The following is a 25,583-nucleotide window of genomic DNA, read 5'->3' as shown; positions in this document are numbered from 1 at the left end:
GGCCCCGCATGTCGCGACTCCCAGCCAACTCCCAGCCGTGCGCAGGGACCGGCACAGGTTGCCCGGACAGGCTCGAAGACATGCAGACACCAGGTCATCCCAGTGCTTCGCGACGGGTCGAGATCGTCGTCCCGGTCAAGAACGAGGAACACGACCTCGGCCCGAACATCCGGCGGTTGCGGGAGTTCCTCGACACCGCCTTCCCGTATCCGGCCGAGGTCTGCATCGCCGACAACGGCAGCACGGACGCGACGTACGAGATCGCTGCGCTGCTGGCGGTCGAGCTGCCCGGGGTCCGGGTCGTCCGGCTTCAACAGCCGGGTCGCGGTCGCGCGCTCAAGCAGGTCTGGTCGGAGTCGACGGCCGACGTGCTCGCCTATATGGACGTGGATCTGTCCACCAACCTGAACGCCTTGCTGCCGCTGGTCGCGCCGCTGATCGCCGGGCACAGTGATGTTGCCATCGGCACCCGGTTGTCGAACGGGTCGCGGGTGGTCCGGCGACCGAAGCGGGAGTTCATCAGCCGCTCGTACAACTTGTTGCTGAGAGCAACTCTCAGTACGCACTTCTCCGATGCGCAGTGCGGTTTCAAGGCGATCCGCGCGGAGGTGGCCCGCGAGCTACTGCCGTACGTCGAGGACACCAATTGGTTCTTCGACACCGAACTGCTGGTGCTGGCCGAACGGGCCGGGCTGCGGATCCACGAGGTCCCGGTCGACTGGATCGACGACCTGGACTCGCGGGTCGCGATCGCCAAGACGGTCGGCGAGGACCTGCGGGGGATCGCGCGACTCGCTCGGAGCCGGGTCGACCTCGAGCCGATCAGAGCGACGTACGGGCGGCCGCGGGTGCTCGATCCACGGACGGCGCTGGCTGCGCGCGTACTGCGGTTCTGCGCGATCGGCGTACTGAGCACGGCGGCGTACGCGCTGCTGTATCTCGTGCTCCGGCAAGGGATGCCGGCGCAGGTCGCCAACCTGCTCGCGCTGCTCGTCACCGCGATCGGCAACACCGCACTCAACCGCCGGATCACCTTCGGCGTCCGCGGAGTCGAGGGCCGATGGCGGCATCAGTTGCGCGGTCTCGTCACCTTCGGGATCGGCTGGAGCCTGACCGCCTGCGCCTTGTGGCTCTTGCACACAGCGGTTTCCGCGCCGCACCAAGTGGTCGAGGTGACGGTGCTGACCGTCGCCAACCTGGCCGCGACCATCGTCCGCTTCAGCCTCTTCCAGGCCTGGGTCTTCGACGACGACGCACCCACCCTGCCCTCCTTCGAACCTCAGGAGCAATTGACATGGCGACACTGACCGAATCCAGACCGCGAGTGATCACCAGGCCACTTACGCTGAGCCGCGACAAGGCCCTGTACGGCGGCCTGCTGATCCTCACCGCGATCGCGTACCTCTGGGGACTGTCGAAGAACGGCTACGCCAATGAGTACTACGCGGCCGCTGTTCAGGCTGGTTCGACGAGCTGGAAGGCCTGGTTCTTCGGGGCGTTCGACTCGGCGAGTTTCATCACCGTCGACAAGACGCCGGGCGCACTGTGGGTGATGGGACTCTCCGGGCGGATCTTCGGCTTCAGCAGTTGGAGCATGCTGGTTCCCGAGGCCTTGATGGGTGTCGCGAGCGTCGGCTTCGTCTACGTCTCGGTACGGCGCTGGTTCTCGGCCAATGCCGGATTGCTGGCCGGCGGGATTCTCGCGCTGACGCCGGTCGCCGTACTGATGTTCCGGTTCAACAACCCGGATGCGCTGCTGATCATGCTGCTGTGTGCCGGGGCGTGGGCGGTCACTCGGGCGATCGACTCCGAGAAGCACGCGGCGCGCTGGATGCTGCTGGCCGGTGCTCTGGTCGGCTTCGGGTTCCTGGCGAAGATGTTGCAGGCGTTCTTGATCCTGCCCGCCTTCGGGCTGGCGTATCTGGTGGCTGGCCGGTCCGCGCTCGGGAAGCGGATCGTGCACAGCGGACTCGCGCTGGTCGCGATGATCGTGAGCGCTGGTTGGTGGATCGCGATCGTGGAGCTGGTACCTGCGTCGGCGCGGCCGTACATCGGTGGGTCATCGACGAACAGCATTCTGGAGTTGACCCTTGGCTACAACGGTCTTGGGCGGCTGAACGGGAACGAGACTGGGTCGGTCGGTGGTGGAGCGGGCAATCCCGGGTGGGGTGGCGCGACCGGATTGCAGCGGCTGTTCGGTGGTGAGTTCGCTTCGCAGATCGCTTGGTTGCTACCAGCGGCGCTGCTGGCGATCGTCGTACTGGTTGTTGCTGCGGGTAAGGCGCCGCGGACGGATCGGACTCGGGCGTTCGCGATTCTGTGGGGCGGCTGGCTGGTAGTCACCGGGCTGGTTTTCAGCTATATGCAAGGGATTATCCACAGTTACTACATGATCGCGCTGGCGCCGGCGATCGGTGCTGTGATCGGTGCGGCGATGTCGGTGCTCTGGCGGCGCCGGGCGGAATGGTTGCCACGAGCAACGCTCGCTGGCGGGATCTTGCTGACCGCGGGATGGAGCTTCGCGCTGCTGAACGAGACGCCGGCGTGGAATCCGTGGTTGCGCTGGGTGGTGCTGGTGACCGGGGTGATCGCGGTGGGTGCGCTGCTGGTGGTGCCGGAGCTTGGGTTGGGCCGAGCGGTTGGCCGGCGGGTGGGGTTGTTCACGGCGACGTTGCTCGCGGTGACGGCGTTGGCCGGGCCGACGGCGTACTCGGTGAGCACGATCGCAACTGCTCACGCCGGTGCTCTGCCTTCAGCCGGGCCGGCGGGTGTCGGCGGTATGCGCGGGATGGGTGGCCGCGGCGGACCGGGTGGGCAGATGCCGCCAGGTGGCCAGATGCCGCCCGGCGGCACGACCGGCCAGAACGGACCCGGAGCGGCGGGAGGGGCGACGGGGGCCCGTGGCGGTGGCGGCGGCTTCCTGGGCGGTGCCGGCACCAGCAACGTGTCGAGCGAACTGGTGACACTGCTGCAGCAAGGCGCCAAGGGCTACACCTGGGCCGCCGCTGCAGTCACCGCGAACGGCGCTGCGCCCCTGCAGATCGCCTCCGAGGTACCGATCATGGCGATCGGTGGGTTCAACGGGACCGACCCCGCACCGAGCTTGGCGGAGTTCAAAGAGTTGGTTGCTCAGGGCAAGGTGCACTACTTCGTGGGCAGCAATGGTCGTGGCTTCGGCGGTGGTCGCAATGGGATCTCGTCCGAGATCTCCACCTGGGTATCCGAAAACTTCCAGGCTCAAACGGTCGGCACCTCCACTGTGTACGACCTCACCAGGAGTAATTGAAGGCAAGGGGTGGTGTGACCGGTGCGGAGTGGGGTAAGCATCGTGGGGTGGAATGGTCGAACGTCACCTGGTTCCTGACCGCGCTCGGTGCGGTCGTCGTGCTGTTGACGCGCGTCAGGCTCGGAGGTGCCGTTGTCGACGGCACCGGCCGGGCCAGTGGGGCAGTCGGATATTCGGCTGCCCTGCTCCGCATTCACACCGTCGCGGGCGTGCTCACGCTGCTGGTGTGGATCGTTGCCCTCGTCACCGGTCGCCGCGCGATCGCGCTGATCGGTCTGGCCGGCTGGTGGCTGCTGGCCGTGGTGGGATTGTTGCTCCTGGCCCGTTGGCTACCGAGCGGCGGCAAGCATTCGGAGGATGCCCATGGCGACGCCTGGGGATCGGGTGCCGGTCTCTCGCTCCTCGGCCACGTCGGCGTACTGCTCGGGTCCGGCTACTTCACCTGGGTGACGCTCACCGGCCGCCTCTGACCAACCCATCCAGCACCGCGGCGACAGCACGCCGTACGCCGTCCTCGAACTCCGCCTCGCTCAGCGTCGACCCGGCTCCCGCGACACGGTCGTACAGAAGACCGTCCAGCATCGCCGCCAGCGGCCACGCGGCGCGCTCCGGATCCGGTACGCCGAGCTGTCCGAGCAGCTGACCGAGCATCTCGCGCAACTGCCGTCCGCCCGCGTCGATCGCGGCTCGCAGCTCCGGCTGACGACTCGCCTCCAGCGAGAGCTCGTACCGCGCGATCAGATCGGCCGGCCGCTCCGCAGCCAGCCCGACGACCATCGCGACCACCAGTTCGGCCGGAGCGAGCTTGGTCTGCGCCGGTGCCACCGTGTCCACGTCGCGCGCCAGCATCCGGTTCACGCACGCGGCGAGCAGCGCGCTGCGGGTCCGCAGGTAGTACGACGTGGAGCCCGGCGGTAGCCCGGCTTCGCCGTCGACGGCCCGGTGGGTGAGTCCGCGGAGCCCGCGGGTGGCGACCAGCCGGATCGCGGCGTCGGCAATGGCATCCCGGCGGTCCGCCCCCAGAGGTGGCTGCTTCGTCACGCCGTCAGTCTCGCACTTCCCAGCCATCCTCTACAGATGTAGAGTCCTCCTCATGGGAACAGCGATCATGGTGGGGGCGGGGATCGGCGGGGTGACCGCGGCGGTCGCGTTGCAGCGGTGTGGCTGGGAGGTCACCGTGCTGGAGCGCGCCGACGCGCTGGGTGAGGTCGGCGCCGGAATCTCGGTCTGGCCGGGGGCGGCTGCCGTACTGGCGGAGTTCGGAGTCAAGGGCGTCGAGCAGGCAGCTGCTCTGTCCGGTCCGATGGGGCTGCGGAAGCCGAGCGGTCGCTGGCTGGTCGGCGCGGCTGATCTGGGGGTCGAGCTGCCGGTGATGATCCACCGGGCGCAGTTGCATGAGCTCATCACCGATCAGTTCGGTCCTGCGGTGACAGTCCGGACCGGGTATCCGGTGGAGACGGTGACGCAGGACGAGACCGGTGTGCTGGTCAACGGTGAGCTCCGGGCCGACCTGGTCGTGGCGGCCGACGGACTCCGCAGTGCCATCCGTGCGGCGCTCTACCCGCAGTACGCCGGACCGCAGTACTCCGGCTACACGGCGTACCGGGGTGTCTCGGAGGCACAGGTGGAGAGCGGCGGCGAGACGTGGGGACCAGCGCAGCGCTTCGGCGTCGCACGGCTCGTCGACGGGCGCACGTACTGGTACGCGACCGCCAATCAGCCGGCCGGCCAGAGTGGTGATCTGGCTGAGGTCATCCGCCGGTACGGCGACTGGCACGACCCGATCCCGACTGTCCTGGCCGCAACCGAGACAGCCCTGCACAACGACATCTACGACCTACCGCTGCCACTGGTCCCGTTCGCGGCCGGCCGGATCGCCCTGCTCGGCGACGCAGCCCATGCCATGACGCCGAACATGGGCCGCGGTGCCTGCACGGCTATCGAGGACGCTGGCGCTCTGGCTCGCCACCTCAGCTCCGCGCCCGACCCGGTCACCGCACTGACCCGGTACGACGCCGAGCGGCGTCCCGCCGCGACCAAGCTGGTCAAGCGGTCCCGGCAGATCGGTCGGGTCGGTCAGCTCGACAACCCGCTCGCGATCGGGGCACGCGACGTACTGGTGTGGGCTGGGTCCAGCGTGGCTCGGGGAGCGGCAGCACTCCGGCGGAAGGGCTAGTGGAACAATCGGGGCGTGACCACACCTCCGCAGGCTCCTGAGATCCCCGGTGCGAAGCACATCCACTCCGGCAAGGTCCGCGACCTGTACGAGCTGGAGTCCGGCGAGCTGCTGATGGTGGCCAGCGACCGGCAGAGTGCCTTCGACTGGATCCTGAGCACGCCGATCCCGGACAAGGGCAAGGTGCTCACAGCGATGAGCCTGTGGTGGTTCGAGCAGCTCGGGGTGCCGAACCACATCATCTCCACCGACGTACCGGCCGAGGTGGCCGGTCGTGCGGTGATCTGCGAGAAGCTGGAGATGTTCCCGGTCGAGTGCGTCGCGCGCGGCTACCTGACCGGCTCCGGACTGCTGGACTACCAGGCGACCGGCGGGGTCTGCGGGATCCCGCTGCCTGCCGGTTTGGTCGAGGCGTCGCGGCTGGACGAGGCGATCTTCACCCCGGCCACCAAGGCCGAGCTCGGCGAGCACGACGAGAACGTCTCGTACGACGCGGTCGTGGCGACCGTCGGCGCGGAGACGGCCGCAGTACTGCGGACGGCCACGCTGGACATCTACACGCGAGCCCGGGCGATGGCCGAGGAGCGCGGGATCATCCTGGCCGACACCAAGTTCGAGTTCGGCGCCCGCCCGGACGGCACGATCGTGCTGGCCGACGAGGTGCTCACCCCGGACTCCAGCCGGTTCTGGCCGGCCGACCAGTGGGAGCCGGGCCGGCTGCAGCCGTCGTACGACAAGCAGATCATCCGGGACTGGCTGCAGTACGAGTCCGGCTGGGACCGACACTCCGGTGAGGCGCCGCCGCCGCTGACCGACGAGGTTGTCGAGCGCACCCGCTCGGCGTACATCGGGGCCTACGAGCAGCTGACCGGCCGCACCTTCACGGCCTAGAACAGCCCGACACCGAGCGCCAGCAGGACGAAGCGGGCGCCGCGGCCGACCAGCACGGACAGGCCGAAGGTGACCACGCCCATCCGGGACGCGCCGCCGATCAGGGCGACGCCGTACAGGGGTGGGATGCCGACGGAGGCGCTCAGCAGGGTGACCGGGACGCCCCAGCGGCGGTCGCTCATCGCATCGAGCAGGCGCTTGCTGACATCGCGGTTCCACTGCACGAACCGGCCCCAGCGGGTGTCCAGGTCGACCGGCTTCGGCTCCTTGGACTTCCGCGCCGCGTAGCCCGGGCGGTAGCGGACGGCGAGGAACATCGCGACCTTGCCGATCGTCTGGCCGACCGACACCCCGATCGCCGCCACCACCGGATCGAGTGCCCCGGAGACTCCGGCGCCGAGGACATAGGCCTCGGCGTTCAGCACCGGGATGATGGCGGACCCGATTCCGAAGCCCACCGCCAGCAACAGTTGCCACGCCCACATGCCCCCGAGGTTATGCGCTGTTGCCTGAGCAATCACGAACATTTCAGGCCCGTGGAGCGGCGGGCGTCCGGCCCCGGAGGATCGCGACCAGCCGGTACGACGAGGCCACCTTGACCACGCAGGCGGCGATCGCGATCGAGTACGGCAGCCACTGCCAGCCGGTCTGGTGGGCGACGACCAGCGAGATCACCACCGCCGCGGTGTTGACCGCCTTGGCCGGCTTCGACCAGTTCCAGCGGTAGATCGGGGCGTCGACCTTGTAGAAGTAGTTCGGGCTGAGTGTTCCTCGCCACAGCAGGAACGCCAGCGACAGCATGGTGTCCAGTACGCCGAACTGGACCAGGAAGATCGCCAGCGGCCCGATGGTGCTCGGGAAGGACGCCATGAAGGCGGTCGCCAGCAGGAACGAGCAGGCCCGGTCGCAGACGATGTCGAACACCGCACCGCCCTCGGACTCCTCGTTGCGATACCGGGCGACCGCACCGTCGGCCATGTCGCCCAGCCAGTACGCCGCGTACCCGACGACCAGCCAGGTGAGGTCATGAGTGCGGAACGCGATCGCTGCGATCACCATGGCGATCACCGTGCGGACCAGTGTGATGCGGTTCGGTACGCCGAGCAGCAGTGCCGGCCGGACCGAGAGCGGAACAGGAATGGCGGCCATCATGCAGCCCTCAGATTCTCGGGATCGAGTGCATCCCGCAGTTGGTTACGCAACAGGAAGCCGGCCAGTACGCCGCCGGCCAGGCCGAACAGGCAGCTGCCGACGATCACGGCGAAGGTGGCCAGCACGGTGATCCGGTCGAAGGTCGCGAGCGGGACCCCGACCACGCGCTCCAGGCCGAGGAGCATGCCGACCGCGGCGCCACCGGCCAGGGCCGGGGTGCCGACGGTAGCGATCTGGCGAGTGATCATGCGCCGCAGGAACCGGGCATCGACACCCAGTGCGGTCAGCGACGCCAGTTGACGGCGTTGGTCGACGAGCTGATCGGCGACACCGACGATCAGTGCGCCCATCGCGACTCCGACCACCATGAGCAGGCCGACGATCGCCATGGCGTAGCCGGTCACGAAGAAGTCCATCTGCTCCTCCAGGCCCGGCGATACCGCGATGGCGACCAGACCGTGGATCAGGAGACCGATCAGAAAGCCGCAGCAGCCGAGCAGGGTGCTCATCCGGGCGGCGGATCGGGCGTCGGCGGTCAGCCAGGCGCTGGTCAGCAGGTTGACCGGATTGCCGGACTGGGCGAGGAGGCGGCCGGCGGTCCGGAACCAGAGCCGGTTGAGGTGGAGCATGGCGAACGCCAGCCCGACCACGAGCGCTGTCGTCGCGACATAGCCGATGAAAGGCGCCGTGAGCAGGGCGACCACGATCAGCACCGCCCCGATGGCGACGCCGCTCCGGCGCGGTGTGCCGTCCGGCTGCTCCGACCGTGGCTGGGGGTTGTCCTCGTGCAGCAGCTCACCGATCAGGGCGCCGGTCGCGGTCGTCACCACGACGACCGCCGGCCAGACGACGAGGTCGACGGGGTTCGCACCCGGCAGGACCTGCGCTATCCGCGGCAGGAGACCCAGGAGCAAGCTGAGCAGCAGATAGAGGGGCCCCGCGAGCAGACCGCCGGCCAACCCCGCCATACCCGCGTCTGTCACGGACAACCGACGTACCTGCTTGTTGGAGGCGCCGGCCAGCCGCAGTGCGGTCATCCGCCGTTCGCGGGCGGCAGTGCCGAGCCGGAGCGCCTGAACGGCAAGCCCTCCGGTCAGTGTGGCCAGGATGACGAGGATCGCGACCAGGCCGGAGCGCAGGCCGGCCTCGGCGATGTAGTTGCTGTAGACCGATTTGTCGAGGTCGCCCTGCCCGAATCCGAGCCGGGCGACCCGGAAAGCCCCGAGCAGCAGCGCCCCGCTGAGTCCCAGTGCTCCGACGCTCAGCCGGACCCGGCTGCGGTCCGCGGGTGTCCGCGACCGGGCCAGTAGCAACAGTGTCTCGACTCTCATCAGAGAGCCACTTCGTGCTGGACGAGACCGTCGCGCAGGCGGATCTCGCGGTTGGCGGCAGCAGCCACCAGGTTGTCGTGGGTGACCATGACCAGCGCGGCACCGCGGTACCGGGCGGTCTGGACCAGGACGTCGAGTAGTTCCTTGCCGGCCCGGCTGTCCAGACTGCCGGTGGGCTCGTCCGCCAGGACCACCGACGGTCCGGTGACCAGAGCGCGAGCGATCGCGGCGCGCTGCGTCTGACCACCCGACAGCTCAGCCGGTACGGCGTCCGCCTCGTCCTCGATGCCCACTTGCGTCAACCACTCGCGTGCGTTCCCATGGGCCTCGGAGCGGGAGTGACCGGCGAGCAGTAGCGGCAGCGCGACGTTGTCGATCAGCGGCAGGTCCGGAACCAGCTGGCCGAACTGCAGCACCACACCGATCTTGGTGCGCCGCAGCTCGGCCCGCTTGTCCGGTGACAGTGTCGCCAGGTCTTGGCCGTCCAGCCGGACCGAACCGGCTTCGGGGTGCAGGATTCCGGCCGCGCAATGCAGCAGAGTGGACTTGCCGCAGCCACTGGCACCGGTGATGGCCACGATCTCGCCGGCCTTGACCTGCAGCGAGACTCCGCGCAGTGCCGTGTTGCGTCGGTACGTGTACGCGACATCGGTCAGCTCTAGAGCGTTCATGAGGTCTCCTGCTCGGAGATGCGGTCGAGGGCACTGTCGAGCCAGCGCAGATCGGCATCGAGGTGGGCGACGATGTAGTCGCGGACGATGGTGGAGGTCGGATCCGGCCCGGTCGGGGTCTCCTGCAGTTCGCGGATGCGGCGCAGGTGACTGGCACGCTGCCGGGCCAGGAAGACCGCGGCGTCGCCGCCGGTGCGGACGGCCGCCACGAGCTTGCGCAGTACTTCGTCAGCGCTGCCCCAGGCCGGCGGGACCGGATCGACGAGCCAGTCGGCCAGGTGCTTGCGGCCCTTGTCGGTGAGCGCGTAGACAGTCCGGTCCGGACCGCCGCCGGAGGTCTTCTCGACCACCTCGACCAGCTCGTCCCGCTCCAGCCGGCCGAGCGTTGTGTACACCTGCCCGAACGCCAGCGGCCGCCCGTCCGGGAACCAGCTGTCGTGGCCGCGCTTCACGTCGTACCCGTGCGCGGGGCCTGCGGAGAGCAGGCCGAGGACGAGTTCAGCGGTTGCCATGACAGCGACTATACACCGCGTGTATGTACTGAGTGAATAGTCGCGAATGCGGGAATCCGGCGGCCGGTCGGTAGGATTCAGGCGTCACCCCGGAACGAGACCTGGAGTAGTCAGTGGCTCGCGTTGTCGTCGACGTCATGCTCAAGCCCGAGATCCTCGACCCGCAGGGCAAGGCGGTGCACGGCGCGTTCGGCCGGCTCGGCTTCGACGGCGTGGCCGATGTCCGGCAGGGAAAGCGGTTCGAGATCACCCTGGACGGTGAGGCGACCGAGGAACGGGTCGCCGAGATCCGCAAGGCCGCCGACACCCTGCTGGCGAACTCCGTGATCGAGGACTTCACCCTCCACGTCGAGGACGCCCAGTGAAGGTCGGGGTCGTCACCTTCCCCGGCTCGCTGGACGACGTCGACGCTCGCCGCGCGGCCGCGGTGGCCGGTGCCGAGGCGGTCGCGCTCTGGCACGGCGACGCCGACCTGCACGGGGTCGACGCGGTCGTCCTGCCCGGCGGCTTCTCGTACGGCGACTACCTGCGCGCCGGCGCCATCTCCCGGTTCGCACCGGTGATGGAGACCATCATCAAGAAGGCCGGCGAGGGCCTCCCGGTGCTCGGGATCTGCAACGGCTTCCAGGTGCTGTGCGAGTCGCACCTGCTGCCCGGCGCGCTGATCAAGAACCACCACCGCAAGTTCATCTGCAAGGACCAGACGCTGCGGATCGAGAACAACCGCACCGCCTGGACCAGCGACTACGACGCGAACCACGAGATCACCATCGTGCTGAAGAACCAGGACGGTTCGTTCGTCGCCGACGAGGCGACGCTGGACCGCCTCGAGGGCGAGGGCCGCGTGGTCGCCCGCTACCTCGGCAACCCGAACGGCTCGTACCGCGACATCGCCGGCATCACCAACGAGCGCGGCAACGTGGTCGGCCTGATGCCGCACCCCGAGCACGCCGTCGAGACACTCACCGGACCGACCACGGACGGCCTGGGCTTCTTCACCTCGGTGCTGAAGGCCGTCGTCGCCTCCTGATGGGACACTCCAGGCTGCGGCGCTTCCTGTGCCGCAGTCTCTTCGCCGCCACCGCCGTCGTACTCCTCGGCGCCGGTACGGCGAACGCCCAGCCCGCCGATCTGCCGGCCAAGGTCGTCGTGATCGGCGTACCGGGCCTGACCTGGTCCGACGTCCAGGCGTCTCCCGAGCTGACCGCCCTGGTGAACCAGTCGCACGTCGGCTCCATCACGGTGAAGACGGCCGGGCCGCACACGTGCCCGGTCGACGGCTGGCTGACCATCAGCGCCGGCACCCGCGCCTGGGGCAGCGTCCTCGATGCGTCGTGTGAAGCCCCCACCGTTGAGGGCGGCGCGGTGCGCGGGTGGCAGACGTACATCGACCGCCAGTCCGAGCACCACACCGGAGCGGTCCTGGGCCGGCTCGGCGACAACCAGCCGCAGCTCTGTGGGTTCGGACCGGGGGCAGCGATCGCAGTGGCTCGGGCGAACGGCACTGTCGGCGACCACTGGTTCCCGACCTTCGATCCGGCGAAGCTCGCGGGCACCACCTGTGACGACGCGATCGTCGATGCCGGTGCGCTGCCACCGCGGGAAGGCCGCGAGGAGGCCCGGCGGAAGGCGGCCGAGCTCGTCACCCAGGCCCGTGCGACCGGTAGCTCGGTGCTGCTCGTCGGCGTCAGCCAGGAGCTCGCCAATGCGCATCAGGAACCGCTGGTGGCGATGCAGTTCCGGCCGAGCGGCGAGCCGCGCTGGTTGACCAGCGACTCGACGCGACGGCCCGGGCTGATCCAGCTCACCGACATCACCGCGACCGTGCTCGAGGGTCAGCACCTGGTTGACCCGACACTCACGCCGTCTGTTAACGCTCCTCTTGACGGCAATGAGGTCCGCGTCACCGGGGACCGGCACACCGATGCTGCCGCGGTGATCGAAGACCGGCTGGACACCAATCAGCGGTTCGAGCAGCCGCGGCCGATGCTGGTCGCGGTGTCGATGACGATCCTGGCGGCCGAGTTGCTGGGGCTGGCATGGTTCTGGTTCAGGCGGACCCCGCGCTCGCGCCGTGCGTTCGCTTTCACGCTGCTCACCCAGGGTGGCTTCTTCATCGCGGTGTTCCTGTCCACGGCGACAGTGTGGTGGCGCTGGCCGTCACCTGGTTTCTCCTTGTACTGCGTGGTTCTGGGCATCAGTGCGCTCTTCGCAGCCGTCACTCAGCTCCTCCTGAAGCGCTATGCGTTCCTAGGCATCGCACTGGCGGCGTACGTGATCCTGCTCGTGGACGGCGTGCTCGGTACGCCGTTGCAGTTCGGCAGCATGTTCACCGACGGACCGGTGATCGGTGGCCGGTTCTACGGCTTCGGGAACTCGACGTTCGCCACACTGGCCGTCGCAGCACTCGTCGTTGCCGGTTGGGCCGCGCAGAAGCTGATCGACAAGAGCAGGGTGCAGGCAGCCCTTGCTGTGCTCGCGATTGGCGGCGCCGCGATCGTTGTGGACGGCAGGCCGGGCTGGGGAACCGATTTCGGCGGCATTATCGCGCTGACCCCGGCAGTGCTGCTGATGGCTTGGCTGACCTGGCGCGGCAGCATCACATTGCGCGCACTGATCGGTGTGGGCGTGGCCGGCGTACTGGCCGTGTCAGCCGTCGCCTTCCTCGACTTCCTGCGTCCCGCGGACCAGCGCAGTCACTTCGGTGCGTTCGTCGCGCGGTTGCTCGACGGTGACGTCAGTGACGTGCTGATCCGCAAGCTGCAGATGGCCGTCGCGTTCTTCAACGGTCCGGCCGGCTGGGCGATGCTCGTCGCGGTGGTGCTCGCCATGCTGGCGACTGTGCTCCCCGAGCGCGTCCCGTTCGCGGCGTACCGGTCCTTCTACACCAGTCTGCCGATGATCCGGCCGACTCTGCTGGCGCTGTCGACCTGTGGTCTGGTCGGCATGCTCCTGAACGACGCCGGGGTCGCACTGCCCGCGATCATGACCGGCTTCGCCGTACCACTGCTGGTGGCGCATCTGATCACCACCGGGCAGCCCAGTACCGTTCCACCTGAGTCCCACCTAGTGCAGGAGTCCAAAAGTGTCGACTGACACCGTCACCAACGCCGAGAGCACCCCGGACGTCGAGCAGCCGTGGGCGGAGCTCGGCCTGAAGCCGGACGAGTACGAGCGGATCCGCGACATCCTGGGCCGGCGCCCGACCAGCTGTGAGCTGGCGATGTACTCGGTGATGTGGAGCGAGCACTGCTCGTACAAGTCGTCCAAGGTGCAACTCAAGCGGTTCGGCGAGATTCCGCAGGAGACCCCGGCCGGCAAGATGCTGGCCGGTATCGGCGAGAACGCCGGCGTGATCGACATCGGCGAGGGCTACGCGGTCACGTTCAAGGTCGAGTCGCACAACCACCCGTCGTACGTCGAGCCCTACCAGGGCGCGGCCACCGGGGTCGGCGGCATCGTCCGCGACATCATCGCGATGGGCGCCCGCCCGGTCGCGGTGATGGACCCGCTGCGGTTCGGTCCGCTGGACGCCCCGGACACCAAGCGCGTGCTGCCGGGCGTCGTGTCCGGGATCGGCGGCTACGGCAACAGCCTCGGCCTGCCGAACATCGGCGGCGAGGTCGTGTTCGACCCGACCTACATCGGCAACCCGCTGGTGAACGCGCTGTGTGTCGGCGTGATGCGGCACGAGGACCTGCACCTGGCCAACGCGACCGGCGTCGGCAACCAGATGATCCTGTACGGCGCCAAGACCGGCGGCGACGGAATCGGCGGCGTCTCGATCCTGGCCAGCGAGACCTTCGCGGACGGCGGCCCGACCAAGCGGCCCGCGGTCCAGGTCGGCGACCCGTTCATGGAGAAGCTGCTGATCGAGTGCACGCTCGAGCTCTTCCAGGCGCACGTGGTCGAGGGCATCCAGGACCTCGGTGGTGCGGGGCTGTCCTGCGCCACCTCGGAGCTGGCCAGCGCCGGTGACGGTGGGATGCGGATCGAGCTGGACAAGGTGCCGCTGCGGGACGCGTCGCTGTCGCCGGAAGAGATCCTGATGAGCGAGTCGCAGGAGCGGATGATGGCGTGCGTCACGCCGGAGAACGTCGAGGCCTTCCTGAAGATCTGCGCCAAGTGGGACGTCCAGGCCGACGTGATCGGTGAGGTCACCGACACCAACCGCCTCGAGATCGACTGGCACGGTGAGCGCGTGGTCGACGTACCGCCGCGCAGCGTCGCGCACGACGGCCCGGTCTACAACCGGCCGTTCGCGCGGCCGGACTGGCAGGACGACCTGCAGGCCGACGGCGCCGAGAAGTTGCCGCGCGCAACGACTCCGGCCGAGCTGCGGGACACCCTGCTGAAGCTGGTCGCCTCGCCGAACCTGTGCGACAAGTCGTGGGTCACCGACCAGTACGACCGGTACGTGCTCGGCAATTCGGTGCTCGCACAGCCCGAGGACAGCGGCATGATCCGGGTCGACGAGACCAGCGGCCTGGGCGTCGCGGTCTCCACCGACTGCAACGGCCGGTTCGCCAAGCTGGACCCGTACACGGGCGCCAAGCTCGCGCTCGCCGAGTCCTTCCGCAACGTCGCCACCACCGGCGCCCGCCCGGTCGCGGTCACCGACTGCCTGAACTTCGGCTCGCCGGAGGACCCGGCCGTGATGTGGCAGTTCACCGAGGCGATCCGCGGCCTGGTCGAAGGCTGCAAGGAGCTCGGGATTCCGGTCACCGGCGGCAACGTGTCGTTCTACAACCAGACCGGTGACGTGGCGATCCTGCCGACGCCGGTGATCGGCGTACTGGGTGTCATCGACGACGTCACCCGGCGGACGCCGATCGGCTTCACCGGCGAGATGGAGGGCCACCAGCTCTACCTGCTCGGTGAGACCGCCGAGGAGCTGTCCGGCTCGGAGTGGGCGCACGTCGTCCACAGTCACCTCGGTGGCCGCCCGCCGGCCGTCGACCTGGCCGCCGAGCAGCAGCTCGCGGACATCCTGATCAACGCGTCCCGCGACGGCCTGATCGACGCGGCGCACGACGTCAGCGACGGCGGCGTCGCCCAGACCCTGGTCGAGTCCGCCCTCCGCGGTGGCGTCGGCGCACGGGTGTGGGCGCCGGACAACCTGGACCCGTTCCTGTTCCTGTTCGCGGAGTCGGCCGGTCGTGCGGTCGTCGCCGTACCGCGCACTGAAGAGGTCCGGTTCACCGACATGTGCACCGCGCGCCGCTTCCCGCACACCAAGATCGGCGTCATCACCGGCGACACCCTCGACGTGCAGGACCAGTTCGAGATCCCGCTCACCGAGCTCCGCGAAGCCTGGACCGCCACCCTCCCCGCAGCTCTCAGCTGAGGCGGCGCTCCCGCCATCTGGCACACTCGAAGGAAGCGAGGTGAGGCAGATGGCGGAGCGGCGTCCGGTGAATCCGGCCGACCTGATGGGCAAGGCTGCGGCGGCCGGTCAGGAGGCCCGCGTGGTCGCGGCCCGGCGCAAGCTGGCGAACATCCGGCTGACCGACGAGGAACGCCGGATCTGTACCGACGAGCTGGCCGAGCAGTTCGCTGTCGGCCGGCTCGACGAGCTGGAACTGCATCGTCGGGTGGACCTGCTGAACGACGCGGTGACGCATGCGGATCTGCAGCCGATCTTCAAGAATCTGCCGGCGCCGTCGATGTACCAGCCGCGGCCCAAGCAGGCCGGGCGCTGGCGCTGGGCGGTGTTCGCGGGTGCGGTCTGGACGGCGGTGCCGTTCGTCCTGGTCGGGCTGATCTTCCTGGTCTTCGGCCGGGAGATCGCCGCCGCGGTCTTCGGCGTACCGGCCTTGCTCTGGACGCTCGTCGCCTACCGCTGGGCGTCCCAGTCGCGGCGCGACAAGCCTCGACGCTAGGCGCCCAGGGTGGACTCTCGCGGCACGAGCTGCGCCGGGAGTTCCAGTACGCCGTGATGCGGCGTACCGGCGATCGCGTCCAGCAGCAGGTGAGCGGCTCGGCGGCCGAGCTCCTCGAGGCGGAGATCCACTGAGGTGAGTGGCGGCCGGCTGGCCAGCGCCATCACCGGCCAGTTGTCGTAGCCGGTCACAGCGATCTCACCCGGTACGGCGCGCCCCAGCTCGCGCAGGCGGTCGCAGACCCCGCGGGCGATCTGGTCGCTGCCGCAGGTGATGGCGTCGACGTCAGGATGCGCACGCAGGATGAGGTCTGTCGCCTGCCGCCCCCACTGCTCACTCCACTCGCCGAACAGCGGCTCGCCCACGAACGGCTCGCCCGCCGACGGCTCGCTCGTGCGCGTGGAGCTTGCGGGGCCGCGCTTCGGCTCGCCCTCAGGCGCGCTCATCACGTGTGCGCGTTCCACGGCGGACCGGTGATCCGCGGGACCGGTCACGTGGGCGATCCGGCTCCGCCCCAGCGCCCGCAGGTGGGTGATCACGGCGGCGGCACCAGCTGCGTCGTCCACGATCACCGAAGCGTCCTCCGGATCGGTGGACGCAGCTAACGCATAGACGACCGGCAGCGGTACGTCGATCGGCGGCCGCGGCTCGGTCCGACGGCCGGTCACCACGATGCCGTCGACGCCACGGGCGACCAGTGACCGCAGATAGCTCTGCTCACGTAGCGGATCGTCGCGGGTGTCGCACAGAACGGTCGCCAGCTCGCCGGCACTGAGCACGTCCTCGACGCCGCGCATGATCGGGATGCTGAACCGCCCGGAGCTGTCCGTAGTCAGCAGTGCGACCGTGAACGTGCGACCGGACGACAGTGCCCGCCCGCGCACGTCCGGCGTGAAGCCGAGCTGAGCCGCGGCACGCCGCACCCGCTCTCGGGTGTCCTGGCTGAGCTGGCCGGTGTTGTTGAGCGCCTTCGACGCCGTCCCGGCCGAGACTCCGGCGAGCGCCGCGACATCCGTGATCCGTACCGCCGGGCGCTTCATGGTGCTACTTTAGCAGCGACGGAAAACGTGTGCCGTTTTTCCGCCGCAGGTGTGATCGCCCGCCCTCGAATCACCCGAAAGCAGGACTGCCATGACCTTTCCGAGAGGACTTCCTCGCCGTGATTTCCTCGGTGTCACCCTGGCCGCGGCGGCAGCCGTGAGCGCCGTCGAACCGTCCACCGCCGAAGCCGCCCGCCCACTCGGCCCACCGGCCGGCCGTGGCGGCCACTACGTTCCCCAGCGAGCGCCGCTGCGCCCCGTGCCGTTCCAGAAACTGCCACCCGGCGCGATCGAGCCCCGCGGCTGGCTGGCCCAGCAACTGCAGCTCCAGGTCGACGGCCTCTGCGGCCGGTACGACGAGATCTCCGACTTCCTCGTGTACGACACGAACGGTTGGGTCGACCGCTCCAAGGACGCGTGGGAGGAATTGCCGTACTGGCTCCGCGGCTTCGGCGATCTCGGCTATGTCACCGGAGACACCGGCGTACTGACGAGAGCGCAGCGCTGGATCGACGGCATCATCCGAACGCAGGCAGCAGATGGCTGGTTCGGTCCGGACCGGTTGCGGACGTCCTTGGAGGGCGGACCGGACTTCTGGCCGGGCATGCCGTTGCTGGCGGCGATCCGGTCTTGGTACGAGTACTCCGGCGACGAGCGCGTCATTCCGTTCATGACGAAGTACCTGCGGTTCCAGAACACGCAGCCGCCCGAGGTGTTCAACCGGTCGTGGGGTGCGTTCCGCTGGGGCGACAACATCGACAGTGCCTATTGGCTCTACAACCGCACGGGTGAGTCATGGCTGCTCGACCTGGTGTCCAAGATGCACTCTGGCTCGGCGGACTACGTGAACGGCATTCCGACCTGGCACAACGTCAACCTGGCCCAGGGCTTCCGGGAGCCCTTGCAGTACTGGCTTTTGTCGGGTGACGAGCAGCACCGGGCGGCGACGTACCGGAACTATGCGACGGTGATGGGGCAGTACGGTCAGTTCCCGGGCGGTGGGTTCGCCGGGGACGAGAACTCTCGGCCGGGCTTCGGTGATCCGCGGCAGGGGTTCGAGACGTGCGGGATCGTCGAGCTGATGCACAGTTTCGAGATGCTGTCGCGCTTCACCGGTGAAACCGTGTGGGCGGACCGGTGCGAGGAGCTGGCGTTCAACTCACTCACTGCGTCGTACGACCCGAAGCAGCAGGTGATGCACTACATCACCTGTGCGAACAGTGTGGAGCTCGACGACACCATCAAGCACGGGCAGTTCCAGAACGGCTTTGCCATGCTGGCTTACAAGTACGGCATCCACCAGTACCGGTGTTGTCCGCACAACTACGGCATGGGCTGGCCGTACTACGCGCAGGAGCTGTGGCTCGCCACTACCGACAACGGACTGGCCGCGTCGCTCTACGCGGCCAGCAAGGTGACGGCGAAGGTGGGCGGCGGCGAGACCGTCAGCATCGTGCAGGACACCGACTACCCGTTCGGTGACACGATCAACCTCACTGTGCAGGGCAACTCGCGCTTCCCCTTGTACCTAAGGGTTCCTGGCTGGGCAGAAGGCTACTCCGTGTCGGTCAACGGTGAACGGGCCCGTGTGCGTGCTGAGGGCGGCTGGGTCAAGCTCGACCGAGCATGGCGGTCCGGCGACCGCGTGAAGCTCGTGCTGCCGATGTACGTGCGCACTCGGCGCTGGGCGGAAAACCATGACTCGGTCTCGGTCGACCGTGGCCCGCTGACCTACTCGCTGGCGATCAGCGAGCGCTACGAGCGCATCGGCGGTACGACGGAGTGGCCCGAGCTCGCAGTGCACCCGGACTCCCCGTGGAACTACGGTCTGGCGCCAGATGCCGGTTTCACCGTCGTACGGCGTACTCCCGCGCCCGGAGCGGACCCGTTCACGACAGCCGGTGTGCCGCTGGCGCTCACCACCAAGGCTCGCCGCATCCCGCAGTGGGAGACCGACAGCGAGAACGTGGTCGGCCTGCTCCAGCAGAGCCCCGCAAAGACCGCAGAGCGCCTGGAGACAGTCACCCTGATCCCCATGGGTGCGGCACGTCTCCGCATCACCGCCTTTCCGCAAGCCACCACCACTGGCACCGCGTGGAAGCGCCGTACGCGCATCACTGCCTCGCATGTCTTCGACGGCGACTCCCTAGAGGCCCCCGACGACGGCCGACTACCGTCCTCCTCCGCAGACACCTCCATCCCGCGCTTCACCTGGTGGGACCGCCGCGGCACAACGGAGTGGATCCAGTACGACCTGCGCGAGGTTCGCGAGCTGCGCCAGGTGTCGGCGTACTGGTTCGACGACACTGGCTTCGGCCAGTGCCGAGTCCCCGCCTCCTGGCAAGTCCTCTGGCTAGACGGCGCCACCTGGCGCCCAGTCGCCAACCCCACGCCGTACGACGTAGCCCCCAACCGCCTCAACACCACCACCTTCACCCCCGTACGCGCGCAGTGCGTCCGAGTCGAGGCGGTACTGCGCCCGACGTACTCGGGAGGGTTGCTGCATTTGGCATTCGAGTAGGGCAGCGCCAGGCCCTCGTCTTGCGAGAGGATGAGGGCCTGGGGCTACGAGGGGGTAGTAGGGGTGGGGAACTCTGCGCTGGAGTTTGCGGTGTTGTCGCATCTGGAGGGGGCGGAGCTCGTTCTGGCTGAGCTCGCCAGGCGGTCTGGGATGGCTGAGTCGGCTGTACAGGCGGTGCTCGATCCGCTGGTTGCGCGGGGGTTTGTGGCGCGCGAGCTGCAGGGGGCCGAGCCGCCGACCTTCCGGTTGACGATGACCGGGGTGAAGCGGCTGAGGAGTCATCGCGGGTACTCCGAGGCTCGGGCTGTGCAGGAGTGGCGTGGCGAGCCGCGGGAAGTGCCGCAGGTGCCGAAGAAGGAACCGCTGTTCACGTGGACCTGGGCCGGGGAGACGCCGCCGCCACGGCCCGGCAATCCGGCGCTGGAGCAGGCGCTGGTCGAGCAGTTGGAGCACACTGCGCTGACTCATGCGGAGCTGGTACGGCGAACCGGTGCGCCGGCGAACGACGTACAGGCGGCACTCGACAAGCTGATCGACGAAACCTTCGTGATTCGCGTGGAACAGGACGACCGGGCGATCGAGTACGACTTGACCGAAGGCGGGATGGGGCGCCTGAAGCTGGTCCGGGAGCTCGCCGAGTCGCCGATGACGGTGCTGGGCAAAGTCCTGGGCGCCGCGGCCACCCAGGCGGTGCGCGGACACAGCGACCTAGCCCCCGTGGTTCGTGCGTCGAGAGAGCAGGTGAGTGAGGGGAAGCCGACACCGGGGCGGCGGTCAGGGGCGGCAGGCTGCACGTCGATCGTGTCGGTGTTCTTCGGGCTGATCGGGTTGGCGCTGGTCACCGGCCACAAGGACGTGGACGATGTGGTGTTCGGCTTGGTGCTCATCGTCGGAGCGGTGGTGTGGAACTACCTGGTCTGGTCCTGGGCTCGGCGCAGGGTGAATTAGCCTGTGGGCGTGGAGCCTGTGTTGCGGTTGGCGGTGCCGGAGGACAGCGCTGCGGTGGCGGCGTTGGGACGTGCTTCGGTGCTGGAGCTGTTTCCGGCGTTCCATAGCGCTGCTGAGACGGCCAGTGCGGCGAAGCACATCACCACACTGGATCCGGTGCTGATCGACGACGGCACGTACTACGTGCACGAGGTCGACGGCGAGATCGTGGCGTGCGGTGGCTGGAGCCGGCGTAACAAGCTCTTCAACGCCAGTACGGCGGGAGCCGACGAGCGACTGCTGGACCCGGTGACCGAGCCGGCCCGCATCCGCGCAATGTTCGTGCGCAAAGACTGGACCCGCCGCGGACTGGCGCGAGCGATCCTGACCGCATGCACGGAGGCCGCCCGCGCAGAAGGCTTCACCCGGCTGGCGCTGATGGCGACCCTGCCCGGAGTGCCGCTGTACAAGGCTTTCGGCTTCGTCGAGGTGGCGCCGGCCGAGTTGCTGATGCCGGACGGCGTGACGCTCGCCGGCGTCGCCATGGAGAGACCGATCGAGGAGACAGACCTATGACTGCTGGCACCACCGTCACCGCCCCCGACGGCACCGAGGTCGTCCTCGGTGAGATCGGGACCCGCGTGCTGCTCAAGAACTCCCGCGTCCGCGTCTGGGAGGTAGCGCTGGCGCCCGGTGAGGCGCAGGCCTGGCACCTGCACCACAATCCGTACGTCGTGCTCTGCCTCTCCACGTCTCCGTGTCACATGGACTGGCTCGACGGCAGCGCCGCACGCGAGCTGAGCGAGACGGTGGGCGGTTCGGTCTACCGGCCGGTGTCTCCGGTCCACATGCTCACCAACGACGGTGACGCGCCGTACCTGAACCGGCTGATCGAGCTGCTCGACCTGGGCGAGGAAGCGTCCGGTGAGCCGTACGCCGACGCCGGTACCGCCGAGGCAGGCTTCGACCAGGTCGGTGAGGTCCCGGCGAAGGTGGTCGTCGACGAGGACGACGTACGGGTGCAACACGTGACGCCGGACGCGGGGGAGTCCTACACCTGGCACACCGGCGCCTACCCGGCGCTGGTGGTCGACCTGGACCTGGCGAACCCGGACCTGACGTACCTCGAGCCTGGCGAGAGCTACACGCTCCCCGCCAAGCCCGAGCGCACGTCCGGCTTCAACCTGGTCGAGCTCCGCTACTACAGCAACGCGCGCACCTGATCGCCATCGCGCGCGGCCAGTACTGCGGCGGTGTCGATCAGTCTGAGATCGGCCTCCCGCAGTCTGGCCTTCACCAGCGGCACCTGCGGAGCGATAGCACTCAACTCGTGCACCCCTAGGGCAGCAAGGATCACAGCGGCCTGCGGGTTGCTGGCCAGGTCACCACACACTCCCACCGGTACGCCGGCGTTGCGGACGACGTGGTCGACCAGCTGCAGCACAGCCGGGTCGAGCCCGTCCGCCAGTGCGGCCACGGCCGGGTTCGTCCGGTCGGTCGCGGTGACGTACTGCGTGAGGTCGTTCGTGCCGATGCTGACGAAGTCGAGGTCTGCGGTCAGTGTGGCCACCCGCAGGGCAGCCGCCGGCACCTCGATCATGATGCCGACCTTCAGCCCCTCCGGGCGCGGTCCGAGCTCGTCCAGTGCCCAGGCGACCTCGTCGGCGGTCGTCACCATCGGGAACATCACGTGTACGGGGATCTCGGCCGCGATCTGCCGGACCGCCTCGAGCTGGTCGCGCAGCAACTCCGGTCGCCGCCGGAACGCACGCAACCCACGCTCACCGAGGAAGGGGTTGTCCTCGTGGTCCAGCGGCAGGAACGGCAGCGGCTTGTCGCCACCGACGTCCCAGGTGCGGATCGTGATCGGCTTGCCCGGCAGCGCCGCAGCCACCGCGCGGAACGCCTCGACCTGCTCGGCAACGGTTGGCGCCGTACTGCGACCGCCGAACAGCAGCTCGGTCCGCACCAGCCCAGATCCATCCGCGCCCCGTACAGCGAGCGCATCCTGCACCGTTCCGACGTTCACCAGCACTGCGACCGTGCGGCCGTCGATGGTCACGGCCGGCAGCGCGGCCTCCGCGGCCGCTCGCTCCTGCTCGGCCACGCGCTCCGCGATCGTCGCGCGGACCTGCTCCACATCGGGCTCGATCTCGAACGAGCCCTTGCGGTTGTCGAAGGCAACGATCGCACCCGCCGGTACGTCCACGTCGCCGATTCCGGTGATCAAGGGGATGCCGCGCGACCGAGCCACGATCACGCCGTGCCCGGTTGCCCCAGCCGCTCGCACCGCAACGCCCGCGAACCGCTGTCCGTCCAGCATCGCCGCCGTCGCCGCATCCAACTCCGGTACGACGAGGATGGCGGGCTGATCGGCCTCGATCTCGATCGGGCTGTCCTCCGTGGTGCCGGTCAGGTGTCGCAACACCCGATCACGCACCGCCCGAACGTCCTGCGCGCGCTCCCGCTGGTACGCGTCGTGCAGCGCCTCAAACCGCTCCGCGAGCCGGTCGAACACCAACTGCCAGACGTTCACCGCCGACGCCCCGCGGTCTAGTACCTCGCGAATCTCCTTCAGCTGCTGGCGATCGGTCAGCAGCGCCAGCTGTGCCTCGAAGATCCCGGCCAGGTCCGGACTCGCGTCGCGCAGCCGCCGAAGCTCCTCGGCGACCGCCTCGACCGCTGCTTCCAGCCGGGACGACTCGTTGTCGCCAGCAACGTATCCGCTGACGTCGACGCGGCCGCTGGCCAGCACCGCAGGACCGAACGCGACGTCCAGTCCGGAACCACCGTGGTCTCCTTCCGCCGCGCCCAGGCGCGCCGGGAAACGGGCCGGTTCGTCGTCCCCGAAGTTCTCCGTGGCCAGATCCTGGATCGCGGCCAGGGCTGCATCCGCCTCCGGGCCTTCCGCAGTGAATCGCAGCAGGTGCCCACGGATGGCGTTCAGTGTCGCGACCATGCTGAGACTGCCGGCATCGACCGGCCCGTGACCGGTGTCCACATCGGTCACCGTCACCTGAGCGTCGTACTCGTGCACCAGCCCGACGAGGCGGGCCGCAGGCCGGGCATGCAACCCGTGCTGGTTGCTCACGACAACCTCGATGCTCGGCCCGGACCCGCTCGTGGTGACCGCCTCCGGCGCGGGGCCGTCGCCGAGGTGTTCCTGCTTCCCCACCAACCCGCGCTCAGCCTCGGTCGCAACCGCCTCGAGCGAAGCGCCGGTCGACGCAGTCACAACCGCCGCAACCAGGCCCTCGACCAGCGGTGCGCTCGTCAACCGCACTCGCTCGGCCAGCGAAGGATCGACGAACTCCAGCGCCAGCTCGGCGCTCAGCACGGCACTGCCCAGATCCACCAGCACCAGTACGCCGTCCGCCGACTCCGCCGCCGCGATCGCCTCGGAGACCGCCACCGCGTCCGTGCCGAACGTCGTCTCGTCCAGCCCGGCCGCCACCGCGATCACCGGCCGCTTGCCCTCAGCAACCATCTCCGAGGCCAAACCGACCGCTGCCGTCGCCAGCGCGTGACTGTGCGACACCACCACGATCCCGATCATGCGAGCGTCCGTGCGGCCGACTCGAGCAAGAGGGTGGTACTTGTCGCGCCTGGATCCTGGTGACCGACGCTCCGTTCGCCCAGGTAGCTCGCCCGGCCCTTGCGCGCCTCGAGCGGCACGGTGGCGTCGCGCCCCTTGGCCGCAGCCTCGGCAGCAGCACCGAGCGCGGCGGCGAGACCGCCCCCGACCGCGGCGTCGTACGCGTCCAGAGCAGGCGCCCAGGCGTCGTACATGGTCTTGTCCCCGAGCTCGGCCTTGCCGCGGGCGAGGATCCCGCCGACACCGGCCCGCAGCGCCTCGCCGATCTTCTCCGGCGTGACCTCGACGCCGGCGAGCGCCGTACCGAAGCGCAGGAAGAACGTTCCGTACAACGGCCCGCTCGCACCGCCGACCTTGCTGACCAACGTCATCCCCACCTTCTTCAGCAACTCGTCGACCGACTCGAACGAGGTCTCGTCCAGCACAGCCACCACCGCTGCGAATCCACGATCCATGTTCGCGCCGTGATCCGCATCCCCGATCGCCGAGTCGAGCTCTGTGAGGTAGGCCGCATTCTCGTGCAGTACCTTCGCCGAATCACGCAGCCAGTCGGTGAACTTGTCGATCATGCGCCCCACCGGAGGCCCGGCGTGTTGACGGGCGCGTCCCAGAGCCGCACCAGCTCGTCGTCGACCTTCAGCAGCGTCACCGAGCAGCCGGCCATCTCCAGCGAGGTGATGTAGTTGCCGACCAGCGAGCGGGCGACGGTGATCCCCGCGCGGTCGAGCAGCTGCGCCACCTCGTTGTACATCAGGTAGAGCTCGAGCAACGGCGTACCGCCCAGACCGTTGACGAAGGCAATGACCGAATCGCCTTGCCCATAAGGAAGGTCGGACAGCACCGGATCGACGAGCAGCGCGGCGACCTCGCGGGCCGGTGCCAACGGCAACCGTTGCCGACCGGGCTCGCCGTGGATGCCGATGCCGACCTCCATCTCGTTCTCGGCGAGGTCGAAGGTCGGCTTGCCCGCCGCCGGAACCGTGCACGAGGTCAGCGCCATCCCCATGCTGCGGCCGTTGTCATTGACCTTCCGGGCGAGGTCCGCGACCTCCTGCAGCGAGCGACCCTCTTCGGCAGCCGCGCCGACGATCTTCTCCAGCAACACCGTCACGCCGACACCGCGGCGACCGGCCGTGTACAGGCTGTCCTGGACGGCGACATCGTCGTTCGTCACCACCGACAGCACCTCGGTCCCGGCGTCGGCGGCCGCCAGCTCCGCGGCCATCTCGAAGTTCATCACGTCGCCGGTGTAGTTCTTCACGATGTGCAGTACGCCGGCGCCCGCGTCGACCGCCTTCGTCGCCGCCATCATCTGGTCCGGCACCGGCGAGGTGAACACCTCGCCCGCGCATGCCGCATCCAGCATCCCGAGCCCCACGAACCCACCGTGCAGCGGCTCGTGCCCCGACCCGCCTCCGGAGATCAGCCCGACCTTCCCCGGCCGCGGCGCCTCCTTGCGGTAGACGATCCGGTTCTCGTGGTCCACCCGCAGGCGGTCCGGATGCGCTGCGGCCATCCCGGCCAGCGCCTCACTCACAACATCGGCAGGGTCGTTGATGAGCTTCTTCATGTCCCCATCTGAGCACACCACCCCCAAGA

24 protein-coding genes and 1 pseudogene are annotated in these 25,583 nt (G+C 68.8%); 14 read left to right on the top strand and 11 right to left on the bottom strand.

The window, feature by feature from the left end; genetic code table 11:
* Positions 1–80 precede the first annotated feature (80 nt).
* Genes ABZS29_RS08045 through ABZS29_RS08035 form a run of 3 tightly spaced genes read left to right on the top strand, consistent with a single transcriptional unit; the run spans position 81 to position 3,756 of the window.
* Positions 81–1,307, top strand: a complete 1,227-nt coding sequence (locus ABZS29_RS08045; RefSeq protein ID WP_355459637.1) for a bifunctional glycosyltransferase family 2/GtrA family protein — start codon at positions 81–83, stop codon at positions 1,305–1,307.
* A complete protein-coding gene (locus ABZS29_RS08040) occupies positions 1,295–3,286 on the top strand; it encodes a glycosyltransferase family 39 protein (RefSeq protein ID WP_355459636.1) in 1,992 nt (663 codons plus the stop codon). The genes ABZS29_RS08045 and ABZS29_RS08040 overlap by 13 nt, the downstream gene beginning before the upstream one ends.
* Positions 3,287–3,333: 47 nt before the next feature.
* Complete coding sequence (locus ABZS29_RS08035) at positions 3,334–3,756, top strand: hypothetical protein (RefSeq protein WP_355459635.1); 423 nt, start codon at positions 3,334–3,336, stop codon at positions 3,754–3,756.
* Here the strand turns inward: ABZS29_RS08035 and ABZS29_RS08030 are convergent.
* Positions 3,740–4,327 (bottom strand): TetR family transcriptional regulator C-terminal domain-containing protein, encoded by a 588-nt coding sequence (locus ABZS29_RS08030; RefSeq protein WP_355459633.1) that lies wholly within the window; start codon positions 4,325–4,327, stop codon positions 3,740–3,742. The genes ABZS29_RS08035 and ABZS29_RS08030 overlap by 17 nt on opposite strands.
* A 52-nt stretch (positions 4,328–4,379) precedes the next feature.
* Here ABZS29_RS08030 and ABZS29_RS08025 point away from each other — a divergent pair, with 52 nt between their 5' ends.
* Together ABZS29_RS08025 and ABZS29_RS08020 are read left to right on the top strand one after the other, a co-directional pair.
* Positions 4,380–5,462: an FAD-dependent monooxygenase gene (locus ABZS29_RS08025; protein ID WP_355459631.1), complete on the top strand. Its 1,083-nt coding sequence runs from the start codon at positions 4,380–4,382 to the stop codon at positions 5,460–5,462.
* A 15-nt stretch (positions 5,463–5,477) separates the two neighbouring features.
* The gene (locus ABZS29_RS08020) at positions 5,478–6,353 is read left to right on the top strand and encodes a phosphoribosylaminoimidazolesuccinocarboxamide synthase (RefSeq protein ID WP_355459629.1); all 876 of its coding nucleotides are present in this window, start codon (positions 5,478–5,480) and stop codon (positions 6,351–6,353) included.
* On the opposite strand, the gene ABZS29_RS08015 is transcribed toward ABZS29_RS08020, so the two are convergent.
* Genes ABZS29_RS08015 through ABZS29_RS07995 form a run of 5 tightly spaced genes read right to left on the bottom strand, consistent with a single transcriptional unit; the run spans position 6,350 to position 10,019 of the window.
* On the bottom strand, positions 6,350–6,838 hold the full coding sequence (locus ABZS29_RS08015) for a hypothetical protein (protein WP_355459627.1): 489 nt from the start codon (positions 6,836–6,838) through the stop codon (positions 6,350–6,352). The genes ABZS29_RS08020 and ABZS29_RS08015 overlap by 4 nt on opposite strands.
* A gap of 43 nt (positions 6,839–6,881) precedes the next feature.
* Positions 6,882–7,502: a CDP-alcohol phosphatidyltransferase family protein gene (locus ABZS29_RS08010; protein ID WP_355459625.1), complete on the bottom strand. Its 621-nt coding sequence runs from the start codon at positions 7,500–7,502 to the stop codon at positions 6,882–6,884.
* Complete coding sequence (locus tag ABZS29_RS08005) at positions 7,502–8,836, bottom strand: hypothetical protein (protein WP_355459623.1); 1,335 nt, start codon at positions 8,834–8,836, stop codon at positions 7,502–7,504. The genes ABZS29_RS08010 and ABZS29_RS08005 overlap by 1 nt, the downstream gene beginning before the upstream one ends.
* A complete protein-coding gene (locus ABZS29_RS08000; RefSeq protein ID WP_355459621.1) occupies positions 8,836–9,507 on the bottom strand; it encodes an ABC transporter ATP-binding protein in 672 nt (223 codons plus the stop codon). The genes ABZS29_RS08005 and ABZS29_RS08000 overlap by 1 nt, the downstream gene beginning before the upstream one ends.
* Complete coding sequence (locus tag ABZS29_RS07995; RefSeq protein WP_355459619.1) at positions 9,504–10,019, bottom strand: PadR family transcriptional regulator; 516 nt, start codon at positions 10,017–10,019, stop codon at positions 9,504–9,506. Before ABZS29_RS07995 ends, ABZS29_RS08000 begins: the two co-directional genes overlap by 4 nt.
* Positions 10,020–10,132: 113 nt before the next feature.
* Between ABZS29_RS07995 and purS the strand changes: the two genes are divergently transcribed.
* Genes purS through ABZS29_RS07970 form a run of 5 tightly spaced genes read left to right on the top strand, consistent with a single transcriptional unit; the run spans position 10,133 to position 15,901 of the window.
* Positions 10,133–10,384 (top strand): phosphoribosylformylglycinamidine synthase subunit PurS, encoded by a 252-nt coding sequence (gene purS, locus ABZS29_RS07990; RefSeq protein WP_355459617.1) that lies wholly within the window; start codon positions 10,133–10,135, stop codon positions 10,382–10,384.
* The gene (purQ, locus tag ABZS29_RS07985; protein ID WP_355459616.1) at positions 10,381–11,049 is read left to right on the top strand and encodes a phosphoribosylformylglycinamidine synthase subunit PurQ; all 669 of its coding nucleotides are present in this window, start codon (positions 10,381–10,383) and stop codon (positions 11,047–11,049) included. Before purS ends, purQ begins: the two co-directional genes overlap by 4 nt.
* The gene (locus ABZS29_RS07980; RefSeq protein WP_355459614.1) at positions 11,049–13,115 is read left to right on the top strand and encodes a hypothetical protein; all 2,067 of its coding nucleotides are present in this window, start codon (positions 11,049–11,051) and stop codon (positions 13,113–13,115) included. Before purQ ends, ABZS29_RS07980 begins: the two co-directional genes overlap by 1 nt.
* On the top strand, positions 13,105–15,366 hold the full coding sequence (gene purL, locus ABZS29_RS07975) for a phosphoribosylformylglycinamidine synthase subunit PurL (RefSeq protein WP_355459612.1): 2,262 nt from the start codon (positions 13,105–13,107) through the stop codon (positions 15,364–15,366). Before ABZS29_RS07980 ends, purL begins: the two co-directional genes overlap by 11 nt.
* Positions 15,367–15,415: 49 nt before the next feature.
* Complete coding sequence (locus ABZS29_RS07970) at positions 15,416–15,901, top strand: DUF1707 domain-containing protein (protein ID WP_355459610.1); 486 nt, start codon at positions 15,416–15,418, stop codon at positions 15,899–15,901.
* On the opposite strand, the gene ABZS29_RS07965 is transcribed toward ABZS29_RS07970, so the two are convergent.
* The gene (locus ABZS29_RS07965) at positions 15,898–16,941 is read right to left on the bottom strand and encodes a LacI family DNA-binding transcriptional regulator (protein ID WP_355459608.1); all 1,044 of its coding nucleotides are present in this window, start codon (positions 16,939–16,941) and stop codon (positions 15,898–15,900) included. The genes ABZS29_RS07970 and ABZS29_RS07965 overlap by 4 nt on opposite strands.
* Positions 16,942–17,032: 91 nt before the next feature.
* Between ABZS29_RS07965 and ABZS29_RS07960 the strand changes: the two genes are divergently transcribed.
* The 4 genes from ABZS29_RS07960 to ABZS29_RS07945 are packed head-to-tail and all read left to right on the top strand — an operon-like array spanning position 17,033 to position 21,612.
* The gene (locus ABZS29_RS07960) at positions 17,033–19,462 is read left to right on the top strand and encodes a beta-L-arabinofuranosidase domain-containing protein (RefSeq protein WP_355459606.1); all 2,430 of its coding nucleotides are present in this window, start codon (positions 17,033–17,035) and stop codon (positions 19,460–19,462) included.
* A 30-nt stretch (positions 19,463–19,492) separates the two neighbouring features.
* Entirely contained in the window at positions 19,493–20,410 is a 918-nt protein-coding gene (locus ABZS29_RS07955) for a MarR family transcriptional regulator (protein WP_355459604.1), read from the top strand.
* A 9-nt stretch (positions 20,411–20,419) separates the two neighbouring features.
* A complete protein-coding gene (locus ABZS29_RS07950) occupies positions 20,420–20,965 on the top strand; it encodes a GNAT family N-acetyltransferase (RefSeq protein WP_355459602.1) in 546 nt (181 codons plus the stop codon).
* Entirely contained in the window at positions 20,962–21,612 is a 651-nt protein-coding gene (locus ABZS29_RS07945) for a hypothetical protein (protein ID WP_355459600.1), read from the top strand. The genes ABZS29_RS07950 and ABZS29_RS07945 overlap by 4 nt, the downstream gene beginning before the upstream one ends.
* Here the strand turns inward: ABZS29_RS07945 and ABZS29_RS07940 are convergent.
* The 4 genes and pseudogenes from ABZS29_RS07940 to dhaK form a co-directional block, all read right to left on the bottom strand.
* Positions 21,591–23,480 (bottom strand): HPr family phosphocarrier protein, encoded by a 1,890-nt coding sequence (locus tag ABZS29_RS07940; protein ID WP_355460841.1) that lies wholly within the window; start codon positions 23,478–23,480, stop codon positions 21,591–21,593. The two genes, ABZS29_RS07945 and ABZS29_RS07940, sit on opposite strands and share 22 nt — an antisense overlap.
* A gap of 84 nt (positions 23,481–23,564) precedes the next feature.
* Positions 23,565–23,945, bottom strand: a pseudogene (gene dhaM / locus ABZS29_RS07935) (dihydroxyacetone kinase phosphoryl donor subunit DhaM); the annotation flags it as partial.
* Entirely contained in the window at positions 23,942–24,553 is a 612-nt protein-coding gene (gene dhaL / locus ABZS29_RS07930) for a dihydroxyacetone kinase subunit DhaL (RefSeq protein ID WP_355459598.1), read from the bottom strand. The pseudogene dhaM and the gene dhaL, both read right to left, overlap by 4 nt.
* Positions 24,550–25,554: a dihydroxyacetone kinase subunit DhaK gene (dhaK, locus tag ABZS29_RS07925; protein ID WP_355459597.1), complete on the bottom strand. Its 1,005-nt coding sequence runs from the start codon at positions 25,552–25,554 to the stop codon at positions 24,550–24,552. Before dhaK ends, dhaL begins: the two co-directional genes overlap by 4 nt.
* Positions 25,555–25,583: the final 29 nt, after the last annotated feature.

Source organism: Kribbella sp. NPDC005582 (assembly GCF_040605415.1).
Classification (GTDB): domain Bacteria; phylum Actinomycetota; class Actinomycetes; order Propionibacteriales; family Kribbellaceae; genus Kribbella.
Note: the sequence above shows the minus strand (reverse complement) of the source record. Positions and strands in the feature narration are given on the sequence as shown.